Genomic DNA, 22036 nt, shown 5'->3' on the forward strand with positions numbered 1-22036 from the left:
AGTGCGCCGAACGGATGCACCCGACCGCGAATTCGCACCCGATCAGCGGTTGAGATACCAGATGGCGGCGTTCAGGGCGGTGGCGAAAGTCGTCCAGGCCCAGTAGGGGAGCAGTAGACCAGCGGCAATCGGCCGGATCCGCCGGAACACCTGGACGGTCCAGGCGATGCTGAACCAGAGCAGCACGATCTCGATCAGTGCCGGACCACGCAGACCGGACCCGAAGAAGAGCGGGGTCCAGATGGCGTTGAGGATCAGCTGGATCCAGTACGGAACGAGCTCGCGCGACCAACCGACCTTGCGCCAGACCAGCCAGCCGCTGACCGCGATCGCGACGTACAGGACCGTCCAGACCGGACCGAACAGCCAGCTCGGTGGCGCCCAGCCCGGCTGTTCCAGCTGTCGATAGGTATCACTCGTCCCCTGGACGCCGACGGCGCCCAGGAGTGCCGCGACCGCAACGATCGCCAGGAAGCCGGCCAGTACTGCGTACCTGCGCGCAGGCCGCTCCTCAACCGTTGCCGTCATCCGGTCACACCTCTCCACCACCGTCGCCTGCGAGTCTCTCCAGCGGTACCCAGGTACTCCGGAAGGCATACCTGTGGCCTATCTACTGCGGGTCTGGGAGCGGAGGAGAGCGATGTCGGCGGCGCGGAGAGCGTCGTCGGCATCCTTGTAGCGCTGGATGGTGGGGAGTACGCCGACGGCGAGGTCGGTTTCCGGGTCGGACAGGATCGTGGCGAGCAGTTCGCGGACGGGGTCGCCGGTCGCGCCGATGTCGTCGAGCAGGACGGCGAACTCGTCCTGGCGCAGCCGGGCGGCCGAGTCGCCGTCGCGGAGGGCGAGGCGAAGGCGGCGGACCACCTCACGGCGTACGCCGGCGTCGTCGCCCGAGCGGTCGACGACGCGCAGCAGGACGAGCGCGCAGTCGTAGTCGCGGGCGCGGCGGCGGGTGCGCTTGATGGCGGCGCCGAGCCGGTCGAGAAAGAGAGGCCGGTTGACCAGCCCGGTCTCGGGATCGCGCAGGGCGTTCTCGCGCAGGGAGAGTTCCTGCTCCTTGCGTTCGGTCATGTCGAAGAGCGCGCCGACGAGCCGGGCCGGGCAGCCGGCGTCGTCGAGGATCGTGACCGCGCGGCACAGCATCCACCGGTAGTCGCCCGAAGCCGTTCGCACCCGGTGCTCGATCTCCAGCGGCGTGCGGGCTCCGCCGAGCTGCGCCGCGATCGAGGCCGACAGATCCTGGTGGTCGTCGGGATGGACGCGGTCGAGCCACTCCGACGGCGAGGTGCCGATCGCCTGGTCGGCGTACCCGAGGATCTGTTTCCAGCGGGGCGAGTAGTAGACGGTGCCGGCCGAGACGTCCCAGTCCCAGGTGCCGTCCTGGGCCGCGAGGGAGGCCAGGGCGTAGCGTTCCTCGCTGGCGCGGATGGTGCCTGCGAGCGCTCGCTCGCGTTCGGCGGCCTCCTCCAACGCCTGGCGCTGATCGCGCAGGGAAGCCAGCAGACGTTCGTGGTCCAGCGCGACGGCCAGCAGCGCGGCCCAGTGGTTGTACTTGTCCCGGCCGCTGGTCGCCCGGGTGTCGACGTTGCCGTCGATGGCGAGCAGTCCCCAGTCGCTGCCGCCGAACGTGACCGGCAGCACCAGCGTGAGACGGCTGCTGCCCGGTGTCGCGCCGCGAGTCAGCGCTGCCGGCGGGAACTGGCTCGCCGGTGAACGCAGACCGATCAACCGGGACAGCGCCCCCGAGTTGTCGTCGACGCCGACGATCTCGATCTCGCGGTCGCCCGGCGAATGGCCGACCCACAACCCGAGGCAGGCGGCGCCGCGTCCGCTCCTCGGCAACCAGGTCAGCGTGCGCGGGCTCGGGCCGTTGCCGCGCAGCAGGTCCATGTCGAGCTCGTACTGATCGGCGATCGTCCGTTCCAGGTAGCCGCTGCGCGCGAGCATCGGCCGGGTGCAGCCTTTCGTCAACGCCAGCAGGAGTTCGGTACCCGCGTGAGACACCGCGGCCGGCCGGGTGGCGGCGAGTTCGCGCTCGAGGTCGCGGACGGCGGCGATCAACTGCTCCAGGGTTTCCGGGTGCGGTCGCCGGGCCGCGGTGAGATCGGCGAGCAGGCCGAGCGATCTCGCGGTCGGCGCCGTTCCCCGTTCGGCGGCGGCGGTCAGCGGGTCGACGATCGCCCGCAGCCAGTTCGCCCGGTCCTCGTCATCGCCGGTCCGATGCGCCGTCCCGACCGAAGGCGCACCGAAGCCGGTATCGGCCAGCCGCTCCAGCAAAGTCACAGCGGCCGGCCGGCCGGAAGCAACCGGAGAATCGCCCACAGTGGCTGTCGATCCGGGGCAGCCGCAGGACTCACGGAGTACGAGCGTTGCTGCCGCACGGTGTACGCCGTCGGCCACCGATGCGCCTCGTAACCGGGCGAGCAGGAGCTCCACCGCGAGGCTGCCCACCCGGTCGTAGTGCGGGTCGACGGTCGAGAGCCGCGGCATCAACCGGGCCCCGCTCTCGATGTGGTCGAACCCGATCACCGCGTGATCCCGCGGCAGCACCAGACCGCTGGACCGCAACGCCCGGAGGAAACCGATGGCGTTGCGATCGGTGGCGGCGATCGTCGCGGTCGTCGGTGCGCCGGCCGCGAGAAAGCGTGCCGCTGCGTCCTCGCCTGCCTGCTCGTGATTGTCCGCGGTCTCGTGAAACCACTCGGGCCGGGCTTCGATCCCTTGCTCGGCGAGCGTCGAGCGGTAGGCCTCGTAGCGTTCGCGGATATCGCGCTGCGAAGGACTACCGGCGAACCCGATCCGCGTGTGGCCGTGGTCGAGCAGGTGCCGGACAGCGGCCCGTACGCCGCCCGCGTTGTCCGGTACGACGACGGGCGCCTGCAGCTCGGTCTGCTCCTCGCTGATCAGGACGACCGGACGTCCCCATTCCTGCGCGGCCGCAAGCCGGTCGTGCCGAACGGCCTTCACGACCACGATGATGCCGTCCACGGCGTCGAGTGCGACCGGAACCTCGAGCAACGGCTCGTCGGGATAGCGCTCCCGATCGAGCCCCGACGGATAGGTCTGTACCGCGACGACGCGGTGACCGGCATCGCGCGCGGCCCGCGACGCGCCGGCGATCAGGGCACCGAAGTAGAAGCCGCCCACGACCGGCGAGAGGATGCCGATCGTGTGGCGTCCACCCGCGTTCGCCGATCGTTGCCGCATGCCACTCCTCACACGTCATCGGTGCCGAGCCGATGCGCATTCGGGCAGCGGGCGACACACTAGGTCATTGTGCGCACACCGTCCGCTGACAGTCCCGGGTCGCCCGCGCGCCGTGCCACGATCACCGATGTCGCGCGGGCGGCGGGTGTCTCGATCGCCGTTGTGTCGTACGCGTTCAACGGACGGCCGGGGGTTTCGGCGGCGACCCGCGAACGGGTGTTGCGCATCGCCGCGGAGTACCGCTGGCGGCCGAGTGCGGCGGCGCGTTCGATGCACACCGGGCCGCGCGCGGTCGGGCTGGTCGTCAGCAGCGACGGCGGCGGGACGCATGCCACCTCGTTCTTCGACTTCGTCACCGCCACCCAGAATGTCCTTGCCGATCACGACTATGCGCTGCTGTTGCAAGTCGTGGACTCCACCGAGGCGGCCGTCGCGACGTACCAGAAGTGGTGGGCCGAGCGCCGGGCCGACGTGATGATCGTGACCGACGTACTGACGTCGGATCCCCGGGTCGAAGCGCTGCGGCAGTTACGCGTCCCGGCCGTCGTACTCGGGCCGCCCGAGGTGGCGCGCGGACTGACGTCGGTCGCGCTCGACGAGGCGGAAGCGTTCGCCCGGGTCGCGAATTACCTTGTGGGGTTGGGACATCGCGAGGTCGCCGCGGTGACGGCCTCGGCCACCCTGCATCGCACCAAGCTGCGGACGGACGTCTTGGCGCGGGCCCTGGCGGACGTTCGTGGAACGGTGACGCACGTCGAGACGAACGCCGGCGCCGAGGAGGCGGCCGCGGCGACCCGGCGGCTGCTCACCGGCCCGCGGCCGCCGTCCTTCATCGTGTACGACTCGGACCAGATGGCGACCGCGGCGCTCGATGTGGCCCGGCGGCTCGAGCTCGAAGTCCCTTGGGACGTGTCGATTCTCGCCGCCGGTGACTCGGCGCTCTGCCGACTCGCCACCCCGTCGATCACCGCGCTGCCGCTCCCGCTCCCGGCGTTGGGCACCGCTGTCGGTGAAACCGTGCTGGCTTTGCTCGACGGGGGAGCGGCAGCCGATCGCGTCGTCTCCTTCGGTGGCATCGCGGTCCGCGGCAGCACCGGGCCGCGCGCCCGCTGAGCCGCGAAAACTGCGGATCACGATGGCGTAACGCGCCACCGGCTTAAACGTTTCGCCCCATCCCGGCGGCGGCCGGGCGCATGTGAGGTTCGGCTCAGCCGCCGGTGTCCGCAGCGGCTCGTACCGCTTCACGCCCGGACCGGTACGCCGGACTGATCCCTGGAGGACCGCGTGTCCAAAATCCCCAAGCGGCTGTTGGCCGCAAGCACGGCAGTGGCCACCGCCCTCGTCGCCCTGCCGCTCATCGCCCCGAGTGCCAGTGCGGCCGAGGCGCATGTCGACAACCCGTACGCCGGCGCCACGCAGTACGTGAACCCGACCTGGGCCGCTACCGTCGAAGGCGCCGCCACGCGTGCCTCCGACCCGGCGCTCGCGGCCAAGATGCGCCAGGTCGAGACGCAGCCGACCGCGGTCTGGATGGACCGGATCAGCGCCATCACCGGTAACGCCGACGGCAACGGACTGCGCTTCCACCTGGACCGGGCCCTGCTGCAGAAGCAATCCGGTACGCCGCTCGTCGTCAACCTCGTCATCTACGACCTGCCCGGCCGCGACTGCTACGCGCTCGCCTCGAACGGCGAACTGCCCGCGACCGCCGCCGGACTGGCCCGCTACAAGAGCGAGTACATCGACGCGATCGCGAGCATTCTGGCGGACTCGAAGTACGCCGGCCTGCGGATCGCGGCGACGATCGAGCCCGACTCGCTACCGAACCTGATCACGAACAGTTCGCAGCCCGAATGCCAGACGGCCGCGCCGTTCTACCGCGACGGCGTCAAGTACGCCCTCGACAAGCTGCACGCGATTCCGAACGTCTACAACTACATCGACGCGGCCCACTCGGGCTGGCTGGGCTGGGACAGCAACGCCGGTCCCGCGGCCAAGCTGTTCGCCGATGTCGCCCGGACGACACAAGCCGGCTTCGCGTCGATCGACGGCTTCGTCACCAACACGGCGAACACCACGCCGCTGGAGGAGCCGTACCTGCCCAACTCGTCGCTGACCCTGAACGGCAACCCGATCCGGTCGGCCAAGTTCTACGAGTGGAACTTCGACTTCGACGAGATCGACTGGACCGCGCATCTGTACAACCTGTTGATCGCGGAGGGCTTCCCGGCCAGTACCGGCATGCTGATCGACACCTCCCGCAACGGCTGGGGTGGTGCCGCGCGGCCGACGGCCACGTCGACCAGCACGGACCTCAACACCTATGTCGACCAGTCGCGGGTGGACCGGCGCAACCACCGGGGCGCCTGGTGCAACCCGCTCGGCGCCGGGATCGGCGAACGCCCGCGGTCGACGCCGTCCGGCTATCCCGGCTCGCACCTGGACGCCTTCGTCTGGATCAAGCCGCCGGGTGAGTCCGACGGTGCGTCGACCGACATCCCGAACGACGAGGGCAAGCGGTTCGACCGGATGTGCGACCCGACCTTCGTCTCGCCCAAGCTCGGCAACCAGCTCACCGGCGCCTCGCCGGGCGCCCCGCTGGCCGGCCGCTGGTTCGAGTCGCAGTTCAACGAACTGGTCCGCAACGCCTACCCGGCCATCGGTGGCGGCAGTTCGTCGGACCAGACCGCACCTTCCGTCCCGACCGGCCTGCGGACGACGACGGTCGGCGACACGTCCGTCGCGCTCGCCTGGACCGCCTCGACCGACAACGTCGGCGTGGCGGGGTACGACATCTATCGCGGCACCACCCTGGCGGGCAGTTCGGCCACGACGAGCTTCACCGCGACCGGGCTCACCGCGAGTACGGCGTACTCGTTCACCGTCCGGGCGAAAGATGCCGCAGGCAACGTTTCTGCCGCGTCGACCACGCTGGCCGTCACCACGACGACCGGGTCGACGACCCCGCCGGGCGCCTGCCGGGTGAACTACTCCGCGAACACCTGGAACACGGGCTTCACCGGAACGGTCAAGCTGACCAACACCGGGTCGGCGCCGCTGGCCAACTGGCGGCTGGTGTTCGACTTCGCCAACGGCCAGACCCTGCAGCAGGGCTGGAACGCCACCTGGAGCCAGTCCGGTACGACGGTCACCGCGGCCCCCGTCGTCGGGTCGTGGAACGCGACGATCGCGCCGGGTGCTTCGGTCGACATCGGGTTCAACGCTGCGCACACGGGCACCAACAACGCTCCGACGGCCTTCGCGGTCAACGGGCAGTCCTGCTCGATCGGCTGATCCTTCGAACGGACCGGGTAGGCGGTGGAGTGGCCTGGTGAGACACCCACCGCCTACCCAGGTCTTGACATGACGACGTGCTCTCGGCCAAAGTACGGCGCACTGTTAGCGTTAACACAAGGGTGAGGCCTCCATGCAGCTCCGCACGCGCTCGTCACTCTGGGTTGCCACCGCAGCCTTCGCCCTGCTCGGCGGGCAACTCCTGCCGCCCGCGACCGCGCTCGGCGCGGCGGCGGAGGATGTGACTGCCGGCCTAGTACTGCGCTACGACCTCACCCAGACCTCCGGCACCGCCGTGACCGACAGCTCCGGCAACGGTCGCGACGGAACCCTTGTCGGCGGTGGCACCTGGAGTGGCTCGGATCTCGCCCTCAACGGCAGGGACGGCTACGTGAAACTGCCGGACAACCTGATGAGCGGGCTGAACTCGATCACTGTGTCGACGGATGTCTTCGTCGCGACCGATCAGGCCACGCCGTTCTTCCTCTGGGGCCTCGGCAATACCGCGTCGTCGAGTTCCGGCAACGGCTATCTCTTTGCCAGCGGCAGCAGCTTCCGGGCCGGGATCACGACGACCAACTGGTCGGCGGAGAAGGTCACCGCCAAGACACCGGCCGGCGACCTCACGCGCGGTATCTGGAAGACGGTGACCTATACCCAGACCGGGACCACCGGCACGCTGTACGAGGACGGCGTCGAGGTCGGCCGGAACACCGCGGTCAGCGTGCTGCCGAGTCAGATCGGCGGAGGCGCGACCACGAACAACCTGCTGGGCAAGTCGAACTACGCCGCCGATCACACCCTGAAGGGCAAGGTCCGCAACTTCCGTGTCTACAACCGCGCGCTCGACGCCGACGAGGTCGCGATGATCTCCCTGACCGACCAGTCGAAGGCCGACGGCGCAGCCGCAGCACTCTCCGTCGTCCACGCCGATGACGTTCGCGGCAATCTGACGCTGCCGACGACCGGCGAGTACGGCGCCTCGGTCACCTGGGCCTCCTCGGCTCCCGCCGTGGCCGGTGGCGATGGTGTCGTCCACCGGCCGGCGAACGGAGCCGGTGACGCGCAGGTCACGCTGACGGCGACAATCACAGTCGGAACGGCCACCGCCACGCGGCAGATCGTCCTCACGGTCCGCGAGCTGAAAGCGGCCGCACCGTACGCCGGGTACGCGTTCAGCTATTTCACCGGCAACTCCATCGCGGGGGAGAAGATCTACTTCGCCGCCAGCCGCGGCAACACCGCGCTCAAGTGGGACGAACTGAACAACGGCCGGCCCGTGCTCGAGTCCACCAAAGGCACTCTCGGTCTGCGCGATCCTTTCTTGATCCGCTCGCCCGAGGGCGACCGGTTCTTCCTGATCGCGACCGACCTGTCCATCGGCCGCAACGGTGACTGGGATACCGCGCAGCGCCAGGGCAGCCGCTATCTGGAGGTCTGGGAGTCCACCGACCTGGTGACCTGGTCGGAGCAGCGACACGTCCTGGTCTCACCCGAGACGGCCGGCAACACCTGGGCGCCGGAGGCCTACTGGGATCAGGAACTCCAGTCGTACGTCGTCTTCTGGGCGTCGAAGCTGTACGCCGCGGACGATCCCGGGCACACGGGTTCGACGTACAACCGGATGCTCTACGCAACGACCCGCGACTTCCGGACCTTCAGCGCACCGAAGATCTGGCAGGACCGCGGCGAGTCCCGCATCGACTCGACGGTGATCAGGGACAACGGCGCGTACTACCGGTTCACCAAGGACGAGGGTGGTGGCGGCACCGGCTGCTCGGACATCATCCAGGAGAAGTCGCTGTCGCTGACCGCCGTCGACCTGCCCGGCAACCCGTCGTGGGCCATGCAGGACTCGTGCATCGGCCGGGACGCGGGGACGTCGGCGGTCGAAGGGCCGACCGTCTTCAAGGCCAACCCGGGCGACACCTCGGGCTCCAAGTACTACCTGTTCGTGGACGAGTACGGCGGCCGCGGGTACATCCCGCTCGGCACCGACGAGCTGGAGGCGCCGAACTGGAAGGTGCCACCGGCGTACTCGCTGCCGGCCAGCCCACGCCACGGCACCGTGCTTCCGGTGACGCAAGCCGAACTCGACCGGCTGCGCGACGGCCTGGTGCTCCCCGACCCGGTGAAGGCCGACGCGAACGGCCTGGTCGCGCACTACCCGTTGAACCAGACCAGCGGCACCACGGCGACTGACGTGACCGGCCACGGGTACGACGGTGTGGTCGCGGGGGACACGTCCTGGGCCGACGGCGCGCTCACGCTCGGCGGTACCAACGGTCACGTGAAGCTGCCCGACAACCTGATGGCCGGTCTCGACGCGATCACCGTCTCGACCAAGGTCTGGATCGACGCCGGCCAGCAGACGCCGTACTTCATCTGGGGACTGGGCAACACCGCGAGCGATGTCGGCAACGGCTATCTCTTCACGACCGGGGACGGCTACCGTACGTCGATTGCCACCGGCAACTGGTCGACCGAGCAGACCGCGTCGGCGGCGAACGCCGTACTGCGTGGTGCCTGGAAGGCGCTCACCTACACGCTCACCCCTGACGGCGTCGCCACGATCTATCTCGACGGTGTCCAGGTCGGGCAGAAGACCGGTGTCACCATCGCTCCCGGCGACATCGGCGGCGGCCGGACGACGGCCAACTACCTCGGGCGCTCGGTCTACACCTCGGACAAGTATCTCAAGGGCAAGGTGCGCGACTTCCGCCTCTACAACCGGGCCTTGTCGGCCGCTGAGGTCAGCGACCAGGACGCGGATCCGCGCGCCGTCATCGGTGTCGACCTGGCTGGTCTGAAGGTGCCGGCGATCATCGACGACGCCTCGTCGACCGTCACGCTACCTGTTGCCCCCGGCACCGATCTCACCACCCTGGCGCCGGTCCTGAAGGTGGTGTCCACCTCGACGATCTCGCCGACCGGTCCGGTCGACCTGTCGACGCCGAAGACCTTCACCGTGACAGCCCAGGACGGAACCACGCGGGCCTGGACGGTCAAGGCCGTCGTGATGCGCTCACCGGTGTTGCCCGGCTACAACGCGGACCCGAACATCGCCCGCTTCGGCGACACCTACTACCTCTACGTGACGACCGACGGGTACGCTGGCTGGGGCGGCAAGGACTTCTACGTCTGGAAGTCGAAGAACCTGGTGGACTGGCAGCGGTCGGAGAAACCGATCCTGACTCTCGACGGCGCGAACGGGAACGTGCCGTGGGCGAGCGGCAACGCGTGGGCGCCGACCGTCATCGAGCGCGGCGGCAAGTACTACTTCTACTTCTCCGGGCACAACCCGACGTACAACCGCAAGACGATCGGCGTCGCGATGGCCGACAGTCCGGAGGGCCCGTTCACCGCGCAGCCGACGGCGATGATCCTCAACAACGAAGCGGTCACCTCCGGTCAGGCGATCGACCCGGCCACGTTCCAGGATCCGGTGACCGGGCGGTACTACCTCTTCTGGGGCAACGGATCGCCGGTGTACGCCGAGCTGACCGACGACATGCTGGCCATCAAGCCGGAGACCCTGAAGCCGATCAGCGGCCTGACCGGTTTCCGCGAGGGGTCTTTCGTCAACTACCGCAACGGGACGTACCACCTGACGTACTCGATCGACGACACCGGTTCGCCGAACTACCGAGTGGGCTACGCCACGGCCAAGAGCGTCGACGGACCGTGGACCTACCGCGGCGTCATCCTGGAGAAGGATCCTGCCCAAGGCATCCTCGCGACCGGGCACCACTCGATCATCCAGGTCCCGGGCACGGACGACTGGTACATCGCCTATCACCGCTTCGGGATGCCGGGCGGCGACGGTCAGCATCGCGAGACCACGATCGACCGGCTCTACTTCGCCGCCGATGGAACGATCCCGAAGGTGGTGCCGACGCTCACCAGTGTGAATCCTGTGGTCCCGCTGACGCCGGCGCCGAAGGTGGTGAAGGCGCCCGCAGTACAAGGCAAAACGGTCGCCGGGTATGCCCTCACGGGCACACCCGGCGCGTGGAACCAGACCGGTCTGTCCTTCGAGTACCAGTGGCTCCGGGACGGCAAGTGGGTGCCGGGGGCAACCACCAAGCAGTACCAGCTCAGCCAGGCCGACGTCGGTCACCGGCTCGCAGTCCAGGTGACCGCCGTACGCCGGGGTGCCGCGCCCGCGACTGCTCTCTCGGCAGCCACTGCCGTGATCCGTTAGTTGCCCTAGGCATCAGTTGGTCAGGCCGACCACCTTCAGGACATCGGGCCATGCTCGCAGGGCAGCGTTCAGGGTGGGGTCCTGGACGCCGGCCACGGCCTCGGCATGGGCAGCGGAGATGACGTCGGCGATGGCCACCGGCGTACCGAGGGTTGCGGACCGCACGGCCGCTTCCACCATCGCGATGCTGACGACGTTGGAGTGCGCCTCGGTCTGGGGGATCGCCGACTCCCGGACCGCGGCCACGAACTCGACCAGCGACCCGTTGATCTCCTCGGGTTCGTCGCCGACGTCAGCGGCCAGTGCCTGCCCCGACGCGAGTTCGGCCACCGGTACGCCGTCGCCGTCCCAGCTCGCCGTACCGCCGGCGGCGCTCGCCCGCCAGCGGCCGTTCCACGAGGTCTCCAGGCCGGGAGCGCACCAGCTTCCCGTGTAGGAGAAGCGGGTGCCGTCGGCGAACCGGAAGATCGCCGACGCCGCCGCGTTGCCGTCGAACCAGCTCCAGTCCGGGTTGTACGACTCGCAGTACACCGAGACCGGCTCGGAGCCGATCAGCTTGCGGGCCAGGTCGAACTGGTGGATCGCCATGTCGACCAGCAGCGGCTCGGCCATCCGCTCGCGGAAGCCGCCGAAATGCGGTGCCTTGAAGAACTCGCAGAACAGCGAGCCGATCCGGCCGAGCTCGGCGAGCTGCCGGCCGAACGCGGAACCGGCCCGGAAGTAGCGACGTGACTGCGACACCATCAGCAGCTTCCCGCTGACCTCCGAGGCCGCCACCATCGCCAGTCCCTCGCGAACCGTCTCGGCCAACGGCTTCTCGCAGAGCACCGGCAATCCCCGCAGCAGCGCATCCACACTGACGGTGGGATGCGCACCCGGCACGGTCACGTCGATGACTGCCTCGGCACCCGTCTGCGGTGCCAACTCCGCCAGCGACGCGGCCACCGGTACCTCGCCGTACCCGTGCTCGTCGGCGGCCGCCCGCGCCAGCGGTACGTCGAGGTCGATCAGCCCGACCAGGACCACGTCCGGGTTCGCCGCGATCGCGCCCAGCCAGGCGCGGCCCATGCCGCCGGCACCGACCTGGAGCAGGCGCAGCGGTTCAGGCATCGGCAGGCTCCTCGATCGGGCCGTTGTAGCCGTGGCCGTTGAAGAAGTCGCCGGTCTCGTATCGCAGCAGGGTCGGCAGCGCCCGCTCGGGCCGGTCGCTGTTGGCCCAGGCGACCCCGTTGGCGATCACCTTGCGGATGTCCTTGTGGTGGTAGACCGGGTAGTCCTGATCGCCGGGGGAGAAGTAGAAGATCCGGCCGTGGCCGCGCCGGAAGGTGCAGCCGGAGCGGAACACCTCGCCGCCGCTGAACGAGGAGACGAAGACGAGTTCGTCCGGCACCGGGATGTCGAAGAACTCGCCGTACATCTCCTGCTGCTCGATCACGATCGGGTGCGGCACGCCCTGCGCGATCGGGTGGGTGGGATCGACCGTCCAGACCAGCTCACGGTCCTGCTCACTGCGCCAGCGCAGCGTGCAACTGGTGCCCATCAGCTTGCCGAAGATCTTCGACCAGTGGCCGGAGTGCAGCACGACCAGGCCCATCCCGGACAGCACGTGCTGGTAGACCCGGTCGACGACCGCGTCGTCGACCTCGCCGTGCGCGGCGTGGCCCCACCAGACCAGTACGTCGGTCCTGGCCAGCACCTCCTCGGTCAGGCCGTGCTCGGGTTCGTCGAGCGTCGTCGTACTGACCGACGCATCGGCGCCGAGGTTGTCGCTGATCCCGGCGGCGATGGTCGCGTGCATACCGTCGGGGTAGATCTCGGCGACGTGCGGCTCGACCTGCTCGTGCCGGTTCTCGCCCCATACGAGTACCCGAATCGTCATCAGTGTTCGTCCTTGGTTGTCGAGGGTCATTTGACGGCGCCACCGAGGGCGCCGGCGGCGATGTATTTCTGGGCGGCGATCAGCAGCACGATGGCCGGGATCGCCGACAGCACAGCGGTCGCCATCACCGCGTTCCAGTTCTGGACCTGGGTGCCGAGGTACTGGTAGATCCCCAGCGTGACGGGCCGCACGCCACCCTTGGTGGTCAGCGTGAGGGCGAAGAGGAAGTCACTCCAGGAGAACAGGAAGGTGAAGAGTCCCGCGGTGATGAGCGAGTTCTTGCTGATCGGCAGCACGATCGCGACGAACGCCCGGACCAGTCCGGCGCCGTCCACCCGCGCCGCCTCTACCAGCGACGCCGGCAGCGACAGCATGAACGATCGCAGGATCAGGATCGCGAACGGGATGCCGCTGCTGCAGTTGGCCAGGATCAGCCCGGGAATCGAGTTCAGCAACCCGATCTTCTCGTACGCCGTGTAGAGCGCGTTGGCGATCACGATGCCCGGGATCATCTGCGAGACCAGGATCGCCAGCAGCCCGATGCTCACCCAGCGGGACCGGAACTGCGACAGCGCATACGCGCACGGCGCGGAGATCAGCAGGCACAGCACGACCGTGCCGGTCGCGATGATCACGCTGGTGACCAGGTTGTGCCCTTGCTCGCTGAGTGCCCGCCGGTAGCCGGCGAACGTCGGGTCGAGCGGCAGGAAGCCCGCGGTGAGGGTGTTCCCGGACGGCTGCAGCGAGGCGTTCACCATCCAGTAGACCGGGAACAGCATCATGGCCAGGATCAGCACGCCGATCGCCGTGTAGACGGCACGACGGGCAACGGAATCGGACATCGGCGTACTCCTCCCGGCGGTCATTCGTCCACCGCGCGCCGGGTCGTGCGCAGGTAGAGGATCGCGAACGCCAGCGAGATCGCGATCAGGATGTTGCTCAGCGCCGCGCCCTGGCCGAACTTGAAGTCGACGAACGACCGTTGGTACGACTGCGTCGCCAGCGTCTGGGTGGCATTGGCCGGTCCACCACCGGTCAGGCCGAGGATGATGTCCAGCACCTTGATCGTGTAGACCACCCCGAGCACGAGCAGCACACTCGCCACCGCGCGCAGGTTCGGCCAGGTGATGTAGCGGAACCCGCGCCAGCCGGTGGCCCCGTCCAGTTGCCCGGCCTCGTACAACTCCACCGGGATCTCGGCCAGGCCGGAGTACAGCAGGGTGACGTTGAACGGGATGCCGATCCAGATGTTCACGCCGATCACCGCGATCAGCGCAACCGACGGCGAGTTGAGCCACGGCACCGGATCGTTGACGATCCCCAGCCCCATCAGCGTGCGGTTCAGGATGCCGCTGTCCTGTTCGAGGATCGACCGCCAGGTCGCACTGGACACGATCAGCGGCAGCAGCCACGGCAGCAGGAGCAGCGACCGCAGCACGCCACCGAGCGGGAACCGCCGCCGGAAGAACAGGGCCAGCGCCAGCCCGATGCCGAACTGGAAGGCGATGGACCCGATGGTGAACAGCGCGGTGTTCACCATCGCCTGCGAGAACAGGTGGTCCTTCACGACGGTCGTGTAGTTCCGCAGCCCGACCCAGGGGGCCTGCCCGGTGAAGAAGGTCCGCAGGGTGTAGTCCTGCACGCTCATCAGCAGGTTCTTCACCACCGGGTAGCCGAACAGCGCGAGCATCGCCAGCGCCGCCGGGGCGACGAACAGGACCTTGGTCAGCTCCTCACCCCGACGACGCCGCAGCCGGGCCCTGCGCACCGGCTGCGGGCCGGATTCCTCGGTGGTGGGAGTGAGCGTCGGTGCGTGCACCATGGTTCTTCTCCCTGTCGCCCGGCTCAGCCGGAGGCCTGCTTGAAGGCGTCCTGGGCCGAGGCCTTACCGGTCAGCGCCAACTGGATGGCCTGGTAGATCACCTTCGCCGCGTCCGGCCACTTGTCGCCGAGTTTGCCGGTCCGGGCGCGGGCGGTCTTGACCTGCTCGGCGAACGCCTTCATCGACGGCACCTCCTGGGCGTACTGGTCGAGCAGCGCCGTCTTGGTCGGGAGGGTGAACCGGGCCTTCGCCCAGGCGAGTTCGTTCTCGTCCGAGTTCAGGCACTTCACGAAATCGGCGGCCTTCTGCTGCTTGGCCTGGTCCTTGTTCAGCGGGACCGTCCAGGCCTCACCGCCGAGCGGCGCGACCGGGGTCTGGTCCGGCTTGTTCAGCGGGAACGTGACCACGTCCCACTTCACGTTCGGCGCCTTCGCCAGGGCCGGGATCTGCCACGGACCGTTCACCATCATCGCGGCCTTGCCGGCGACGAACTGGTCCTTCACGTCGCCCTGCGTCCAGTTGATGACGCTCTTCGACGCCGACCCCGACTTCACCAGGTCGACCCACAGTTGCAGCGCCTCGGCCACCTGCGGGCTCTTCAGGTCCGTCTCGTCGCCGCCGTTGGTCCACATCGCCGGCAGGAACTGCCAGGACCCCTCGTAGGTGGCGTTCGCGTTGAAGGCCATCCCGTACCGGCCGGGCTTGGTGAGCTTCTTGGCCGCGGCCTTCAGTTCGTCCCAGGTCTTCGGCGGCTGGACGCCGGCGTCGGCCAGCATCGTCTTGTTGTAGAACAGCGCGATCGTGTTCGTCACCGGCGCCAGTCCGTACAGCTTGCCCTGGTACGACGTCGCGTCGACCATGCCCTGGATGACGCCGTCCGCGTTCAGACCCAGGTCGTTCAGGGGCGCCAGCGCGCCGGTGGCCGCGATCTGCTGGACGTCGGGGTTGTCCAGCATCAGGACGTCGGGCAGCGTCTTCGACGACGCCTGCTGCAGCACCTTGGCGATCAAGGTGTCACCAGGCACCGTCTCGCGCTTGATCGTGATGCTCAGCTTGCTCGCGCAGGAGTCGAGCCCCTTCTGGACCAGCGCCTTGTCGGGGTCGTTGTTGTAGTAGTCCAGGATCGAGAGGCTGGTGACGCTCTGGCCCGACGAAGACGACTTGTTGCCGCTGTCGCCGCAGCCGGCCAGCGCGAGCGACAGTGCTGTCACACCCGCCAGCGCCGCGGCGATCCGGTTGCCGATCATGACATTGCTCTCCTTCGGATGAATGGTGACGGCGGCAGCGGGGAGCGCGATCTAAGCGCTTAACCGCTGGCCGGCGGAGAAGGGATGGCTACCTTGTGGATAGGCCGGTAAACCGCTTAACTGAGGTGTCACAGGACTATGTTCCTTGCGTCACACTGCTGTCAAGAGGTCAGGGAGGGCCGATTCCGATGGTGACCATGCGAGACGTCGCGCAGCGGGCCGGGGTCTCGATCGCGACCGTGTCCTTCGTCCTCAACGACACCAAGCCGGTGACGCCGGCGACCCGGGCGAAGATCGAGCGGGCGATGACCGAGCTCGGGTTCCGGCGCAACATGGTCGCCCGGGCGCTGGCCAGCCGGCGGACGCGGATCATCGCGATGGCGTACCCCGCCCTGGACCACCGGTTCGGGTTCTCGGCCGCGGAGTTCTTCACCAGCGCGGCCGACGCCGCCCGCAAACAGGACTACCACCTGGTGCTGTGGCCGGTCGGCAACGACGGCGCCGAGCTCACCGAGCTGGTCGGGCAGAGCCTGGTCGACGGCGTGGTCCTGATGGAGGTCCAGCTCGACGACGCCCGGGTGGGCATCCTGCAGTCGATCGGTACGCCGTTCGCCCTGATCGGCCGGACCACCACCCCGGACGGACTCCCGCACGTCGACATCGACTTCGAGACCACGGTCGAGAACGCGGTGGAGGAGCTGTACGGACTGGGCCACCGGCAGATCGTCCTGGTCGCCGGGGATCTGAGCCACCCGAGCTTCCGCAACTACGGCCCGTACGTCCGCACCGAGGCGGCCTATCGCCGGGTCGCGGCGGAGTACGGCGTCCAGATCGTCATCCTGGAGAGCTCGGACACCACCCGGTCGGGCCAGGAGGTCGCTGCCAGGGTGATGGCCGAGCATCCCGGCACGACGGCGGTCCTGGTGGTCAACGAGTACGCCGCACTCGGCGTGGTGTCGGGGCTCAAGAAGCTGGGACACGACGTCCCCCGGGAGATCTCGGTGCTGGCGCTGCTGATGTCACCCGAGACCGCGCGCCTGGCCGACCCGGAACTCACCATCATGCGAACCCCCGGTCCCGAGCTCGGCCAGCTCGGCACCGAGGCCCTGATCCGCCAACTCGAAGGCGCCGAGCCGCTGCCGCCGCAGCTCGTCCCCGCTAGCTACCAGCCCGGCGGGACCACCGCACGGCCGCGCTCCGGCTGAGCCGATCCAAGGGCCGCGCTGGTCGCCGGCAGGGTCGTCCGGCGGCCCGGCCCGGGACCTTCGACCCTCCCACCGCCCTGCTCGAACCAGTGGGATGGAGGTAGGCGAGGAGACCGGCAGACGCACCCGGAACGGACCCTGAGCCGTTCGGGCTGCATCCTCCGTCCCCATGTCAGGCGGTCGAGCGCCGGTCTCCTCGCCCGATCGGAAGGCGCTGCCGCCGGGCCGGCGGCCGCTCGAGCCGGAGGAGCTGACCATGTCCGAGAACGACGTTCGCGCGCTGGTGGTCTACGAGTCGATGTTCGGCAACACCGAGCGGGTCGCCGCCGCCGTCCGGGACGGCCTGGAACGAGTCGTCGACACGGAGCTGATCCGGGTGGATCGCTGCCCGGCGGATCTGCCGGCCGACGTCCGGCTGCTCGTCGTGGGTGGTCCGACGCACGCGCTCAGCATGAGTCGTGCCTCGACACGCGCCGATGCCACGTCGCAGGGCGACGTGGTGATGCCGGCGGCGACCGGCATCCGGGAGTGGATCGAAGCCCTCGAGGCCGGCAAGGAGCGGACCGTGGTGGCGACCTTCGACACCCGGATCACCAAGGTCCGGCGGCTGCCGGGTTCGGCGGCCAAGGCAGCGGCCAAAGCCCTGCGCAAGCAGGGATTCAAGGCGATCACGGACCCGAGCAGCTTCTACGTCGACGAATCCGTCGGGCCGGTGTCCGACGCCGAGCTGGCCCGGGCCCGCGAGTGGGGCGAACTCGTCGGCCACGAACTCCAGCGCTTCATCAACCCGATCAGGCGGCACCCGCTGCGCTCGGGACGCTAGCTCACCGCAGCGAAGCCGAGAGTCTCCAGGCCGAGGCCGCGGGCCGAGAACACGACGTACAGGGTGCTGGGTGGCTGGCTCGCGGTGAGTTCGAAATCCGCCTCGGCCCAGCTGTGCCGCGGACCGGTCGGTACGACGTCGCACTGACCGAGCAGTTCGCCGTGCAGGGGATCGTCGGCCCGGAGCTCGAGGCGTCCGGTGGCGGTGCCCTCGTTGGAAACCCTTGCGGTGCACGTGAATCGGCCGATCGGCAGTTCGATGTCGTCGAAGGCGAGCCAGGCGCCCGGATCCAGGGACTGGGTCGCCTCGCCCTGGTCCGGTGCGACGGAGATCAGCGTCATCGCGCAGTACTGGTCGAAGGTGATCGACGCCAGCGGCCGGGAGGTGAGCTGCCGGACCGGGATGCGCTCGCCCAGGACGTCGACGGTCGCCGTCAGCCGGGTGTCGGTGCAGGACCGGCCGATCAGGATGCTGTGCCGAGCGGTCTCGACGCACGGCCGATCCCTGGTGACGTCCCAGAACGCCAGCTCGGCCGCCGACAGCGCCAGCTCGACCCGCTCGCTCTCGCCGGGCGCCAGGGCGACGCGCCGGAAGTCACGCAGTTGCCGCAGGGGTTGTTTGACGCGTGAGCGCTGCTGATGTGTGTAGAGCTGAACGACCTCGCGCCCGGCGCGGGTGCCTGTGTTGGTGACCGTGCAGCTGATCCGGAGCTCGCCGTCGGCCGGCATCGACGTGGCGCTGACCTCGAGGTCGGAGTAGGCGTAGGTGGTGTAGCTGAGCCCGTGGCCGAACGGGTAGAGGGGAGTGCCGCGGTAGTAGAGGTAGGTCGCGTCGGTGGCGACGATGTCGTAGTCGAGGAGGTCGGGCAGATCCGCGGCCGAGCGGTACCACGTCTGCGGCAGCCGGCCGCTGGGATCGCAGTCCCCGAACAGGACGTCGGCCAGCGCCCGGCCGTACTCCTGGCCGCCATGGGCCGACCAGAGCACGGCCGGCAGGTTCTGCTGCGCCCAGCACGTCGAGAACGGATAGCTGCTGCTCATCACGAGGACTGTGCGCGAATTGGCGGCGTGGACCGCCTTGACCAACCGCTCCTGTGCCGCCGGCAGGTCGAGCTCGGCGCGGTCCTCGGTCTCCCGGCCGTTGACCAGCGGATGGTTGCCGACGACAACCACTGCGACCTCCGCCCGGGCGGCCAGCTCCGCGCTCCGGGCCGTGCCGTCGACGACGACCTCGACGAGGAAAGCCGTCGCCTGGGCCCGATCGGTCAACGTGACGGTCTCGCCGGCCCGGAGGAAGCGGCCACTGTTCAGGTGCTGGACGAGGGTCGTCGACTCGCTGGTCCGGATCAGCCGGAAGGTCTGCTTGACCTCCCAGCCGTTCGGACCGGGCTGATCCGCGACCAGCCTGTCGTCGTCGGTGACGGTCAGATGCCGGCCGGTGCGCACCGAGCGCAGAGCCCACGCCTCACCGCCCCAGTCGAAGAGATCGAACAGCGCTGCCTCGTCAGCCTCGCCTGCCGAAACGCACAGCTCGTCCTCGGCGCCGACGGCCAGCCGCAGGTCGGCTTCGGCCACCCGCAGCGTGATCCGGTCCACGCCCTCGCAGAACTCGACCCGGTCGGCGCCCAGGCGCTCGATCAGCCCGTCCACCGCAGTGACCTGGTACGGCAACGTCCCGGCGTACCAATCCTCGTAGAGCTTGTCGCCCAGTGGGCCGATGACGGCGACCAGGCCGGTGGAGGCGTCGTCCAGCGGGAGCACGTGGCACTCGTTCTTGAGCAGTACGACGGACTGCCGCGCCGCATCCTGCGCGAGCAGGCGGTGCTCGGGGCAGTTCACCAGGTCCGGATCGAGACTGCGGTAGGGATCGAGCTCCGGCGGATCGAACTCGCCCAGCCGGAACCGGATCGCGAGCGCGTGCCGGGCGGCGGTGTCGATGTCGGACTCCTGGAGCAGGCCGCGCGCGATCGCCTGCTCGAGATGCCGGACGGACGGACCCGCATCGGCGTCGTCCTGGGTGAAGCTGTCGACACCGGCCAGCAACGCAGCGGCGTACGCCGACGGTCCGTCCGGGTAGTACTGCTGGGGCTCGATCAGGTTCGCGGGGGCGCCGGCGTCGCTGACGACCAGCAGTTCATCGGTGGTCCATTCGCGCACCACCTGGTTGATCAGCGGGCTGAGGTGCGCCGGCCGGCCGTTGACCAGGTTGTACGACGGCATCATCGCGACGGCGGCACCGGCCTCGATGGGGGCGCGGAACGCGGGCAACTCGTAGTCGTACAGGACCCGGGGCGGCAGGTTGCTGGAGGTCTCGCAGCGATCCGTCTCGTTGTTGTAGGCAAGGAAGTGCTTCAGGGTGGGCGCGGTCTTCAGGTAGTCCGGCCGGTCACCGGTCAGGCCACGGCCGTAGGCGGTCGCCATCGTGCCGGTCAGCCAGGGATCCTCGGAGAACCCTTCCTCGTTGCGTCCCCAGCGCGGATCGCGGAGCGGATTCACCACCGGCGCCCAGACGTTGAGCCCGACGTCACCCGGATCCTTCTGATGGAACACCCGGATCTCGTCGCCGACCGCGCTGCCGACCGCCCGGACGAGCTCGGGGTTCCAGGTCGCGGCCAGGCCGACCGCCTGTGGGAAGACGGTCGCCGGGCCGAGCCAGGCCACGCCGTGCAGCGCTTCGGTGCCGGTCCGGAACGAGGCCAGCCCGAGCCGCGGTACGGGCGTCTGATGCTGGTGGAGCAGGCCGAGTTTCTCCGCCAGGGTCAGCCGGCCGAGCAGGTCGGTGATCCGTTCGTCGAGCAGGCGCGCCGGGTCGCGGTACGGAACAAGGGCGGTGGTGTTCATCGAATCGGACTCCGATGGGCTCGACGGGGGAACTATTCGAAGCGCTTCGATCAGAGATCGAAGGGGCGGATCGATCAGCGATCGAAGCGCTTCGACGACAGGGGCCAAAAAATCCGCCGCGGCTCGTGACGGCCGTGTTACGACGGAGTGACTCAGAGGTTCGCATCCTCTGAGCGACCGGTCAAGACCTGAGCGCTACCAGGAGCGAGCGGCCGGCAGCCGGCCGGAGTCGAGCCGGTCGAGCGACCGGGCGACCGCTCCGATCGAGGTTCCGTCGTGGCCGAAGGTGGAGGCGATCACCGCGCAGCCGCCGGCGTCGGGGGCCAGCGCCCGGTCCTGGAGTTCCTTCTCGGCGGACGGAATCAGCCACTGCGCGAGCAGTGCGTACGAGCCGCCCAGCACCACCGTGCCCGGATTCAGCACGTTCACCAGCACCGAGATGCCCTGGCCGATGCGGCCACCGACCTCGGTCAGGATCCCGATCACCTCCGCGTCGCCCGCCTCGGCCCGGCGCACCACCTGCTCCAGCTGGACCTGGGGATCGGGGTCCACGGCGCTGTCCGGTGCGACCCGGGCGAGGATCGCCGGGATGCCGGCCATGGCTTCCAGGCAGCCTCGCCGGCCGCAGCCGCACAGCGGGCCGCCGGGCTCGATCTCGAGGTGCCCGATCTCGCCGACGTAGCCGAGGGTGCCGCGCAGCGGTCGACCGTCGCAGATCACGCCCGCGCCCATGCCGGTGTCGCCGGTGAGCAGGATCAGGTTCTCTGCACCGGCCTGCGGTCCGTAGCGAAGCTCGGCCAGCGCCGCGAGGTTGGCGTCGTTGTCGACGATCACCGGAATGTCCGGCCGGCCGAGCGCCTGGGTCAGGTCCGCGCGCAGCCGGACGTCGCGCCAGCCCAGGCCGGCGGCGAGGATCACCGAACCGTCCCGGTTCACCAGACCGGGCACGCCGACGGTCAGGCCGAGCACCTGGCGGCCGGACGACTGCACGGTCGCGATGGCCCGCCGGGCCAGTGTCACCAGCGCGGCCGTGGTCTTGGCGGGGCCGGCATCCACCCCGGGCCCGGCGCGGTGCCAGCGCAGCAACTGGTTGCCGGCGATGTCGTAGGCGGACGCGCTCAGTCCCCGGGCGCTCACCTCCAGCCCGATCGCGGCGTACGCCGATCCGTCGAGCACCAGCAGGGTCGCCGGACGGCCGACGTGGTTCTGGGTCTGCTGGGTCTCGCGGACCAGCCGACGGTCGATCAGGTCGCCGACGATGCTGGTCACGGTCGCCTTGTTCAGCCCCGTCCCGGTCGCGATCGCGGCCCGGGAACAGGGCGCCTCGCGGCGGAGGAAGGCCAGCACCGCGGCCAGGTTGGTGGCGCGCACATCGGTGTGGTCCGCGGTCTGTGTGGTCAAGGTCCGTCCTGTCGACTCGTTCGCCGGGCGCCGGCTGGCTGGTTCAGTTCTACACCTTGTGGTGCCATCGGGCGTGAGCTAATTTGTTTGGCTACTAGCCCAACTAATTCTACG

The 22036-nt window shown here is 69.1% G+C and carries 14 protein-coding genes; 5 read left to right on the forward strand and 9 right to left on the reverse strand.

What is annotated here, in order from left to right; genetic code table 11:
- Positions 1-42: 42 nt before the first annotated feature.
- Both EV138_RS28740 and EV138_RS28745 read right to left on the reverse strand, forming a co-directional pair.
- Positions 43-528 (reverse strand): TspO/MBR family protein, encoded by a 486-nt coding sequence (locus EV138_RS28740; RefSeq protein WP_133982551.1) that lies wholly within the window; start codon positions 526-528, stop codon positions 43-45.
- A gap of 78 nt (positions 529-606) precedes the next feature.
- A complete protein-coding gene (locus EV138_RS28745) occupies positions 607-3207 on the reverse strand; it encodes a substrate-binding domain-containing protein (RefSeq protein ID WP_133982553.1) in 2601 nt (866 codons plus the stop codon).
- Positions 3208-3276: 69 nt separating this feature from the next.
- Here EV138_RS28745 and EV138_RS28750 point away from each other — a divergent pair, with 69 nt between their 5' ends.
- The 3 genes from EV138_RS28750 to EV138_RS28760 all read left to right on the forward strand — a co-directional run bounded on the left by EV138_RS28750 (position 3277) and on the right by EV138_RS28760 (position 10705).
- The gene (locus tag EV138_RS28750) at positions 3277-4320 is read left to right on the forward strand and encodes a LacI family DNA-binding transcriptional regulator (protein ID WP_133982555.1); all 1044 of its coding nucleotides are present in this window, start codon (positions 3277-3279) and stop codon (positions 4318-4320) included.
- Between the two features lie 171 nt (positions 4321-4491).
- Positions 4492-6501, forward strand: coding sequence for a glycoside hydrolase family 6 protein (locus EV138_RS28755; protein ID WP_133982557.1), 2010 nt, complete (start codon positions 4492-4494; stop codon positions 6499-6501).
- 133 nt (positions 6502-6634) lie between these two features.
- Positions 6635-10705, forward strand: coding sequence for a family 43 glycosylhydrolase (locus EV138_RS28760; protein ID WP_133982559.1), 4071 nt, complete (start codon positions 6635-6637; stop codon positions 10703-10705).
- Positions 10706-10717: 12 nt separating this feature from the next.
- Here EV138_RS28760 and EV138_RS28765 read toward each other — a convergent pair whose 3' ends face one another.
- The 5 genes from EV138_RS28765 to EV138_RS28785 are packed head-to-tail and all read right to left on the reverse strand — an operon-like array spanning position 10718 to position 15653.
- Positions 10718-11815: a Gfo/Idh/MocA family protein gene (locus tag EV138_RS28765; RefSeq protein ID WP_133982561.1), complete on the reverse strand. Its 1098-nt coding sequence runs from the start codon at positions 11813-11815 to the stop codon at positions 10718-10720.
- A complete protein-coding gene (locus EV138_RS28770; RefSeq protein ID WP_133982563.1) occupies positions 11808-12584 on the reverse strand; it encodes a ThuA domain-containing protein in 777 nt (258 codons plus the stop codon). The genes EV138_RS28765 and EV138_RS28770 overlap by 8 nt, the downstream gene beginning before the upstream one ends.
- Before the next feature lie 26 nt (positions 12585-12610).
- Positions 12611-13426, reverse strand: coding sequence for a carbohydrate ABC transporter permease (locus EV138_RS28775; protein ID WP_112237870.1), 816 nt, complete (start codon positions 13424-13426; stop codon positions 12611-12613).
- A gap of 20 nt (positions 13427-13446) precedes the next feature.
- Positions 13447-14406 (reverse strand): carbohydrate ABC transporter permease, encoded by a 960-nt coding sequence (locus EV138_RS28780; protein ID WP_133982565.1) that lies wholly within the window; start codon positions 14404-14406, stop codon positions 13447-13449.
- A 23-nt stretch (positions 14407-14429) separates the two neighbouring features.
- A complete protein-coding gene (locus EV138_RS28785; protein ID WP_133982567.1) occupies positions 14430-15653 on the reverse strand; it encodes a sugar ABC transporter substrate-binding protein in 1224 nt (407 codons plus the stop codon).
- A gap of 188 nt (positions 15654-15841) precedes the next feature.
- On the opposite strand from EV138_RS28785, the gene EV138_RS28790 reads away from it, so the two are divergent.
- Positions 15842-16858, forward strand: a complete 1017-nt coding sequence (locus tag EV138_RS28790) for a LacI family DNA-binding transcriptional regulator (protein WP_133982569.1) — start codon at positions 15842-15844, stop codon at positions 16856-16858.
- 256 nt (positions 16859-17114) lie between these two features.
- Positions 17115-17681: a flavodoxin family protein gene (locus EV138_RS28795; protein WP_202866988.1), complete on the forward strand. Its 567-nt coding sequence runs from the start codon at positions 17115-17117 to the stop codon at positions 17679-17681.
- On the opposite strand, the gene EV138_RS28800 is transcribed toward EV138_RS28795, so the two are convergent.
- Both EV138_RS28800 and EV138_RS28805 read right to left on the reverse strand, forming a co-directional pair.
- A complete protein-coding gene (locus EV138_RS28800; RefSeq protein ID WP_133982571.1) occupies positions 17678-20521 on the reverse strand; it encodes a glycoside hydrolase family 3 protein in 2844 nt (947 codons plus the stop codon). The two genes, EV138_RS28795 and EV138_RS28800, sit on opposite strands and share 4 nt — an antisense overlap.
- Before the next feature lie 195 nt (positions 20522-20716).
- Entirely contained in the window at positions 20717-21922 is a 1206-nt protein-coding gene (locus EV138_RS28805; RefSeq protein WP_133982573.1) for an ROK family transcriptional regulator, read from the reverse strand.
- Positions 21923-22036 lie beyond the last annotated feature (114 nt).

Origin of the sequence: Kribbella voronezhensis (genome assembly GCF_004365175.1) — a bacterium.
GTDB lineage: Bacteria > Actinomycetota > Actinomycetes > Propionibacteriales > Kribbellaceae > Kribbella > Kribbella voronezhensis.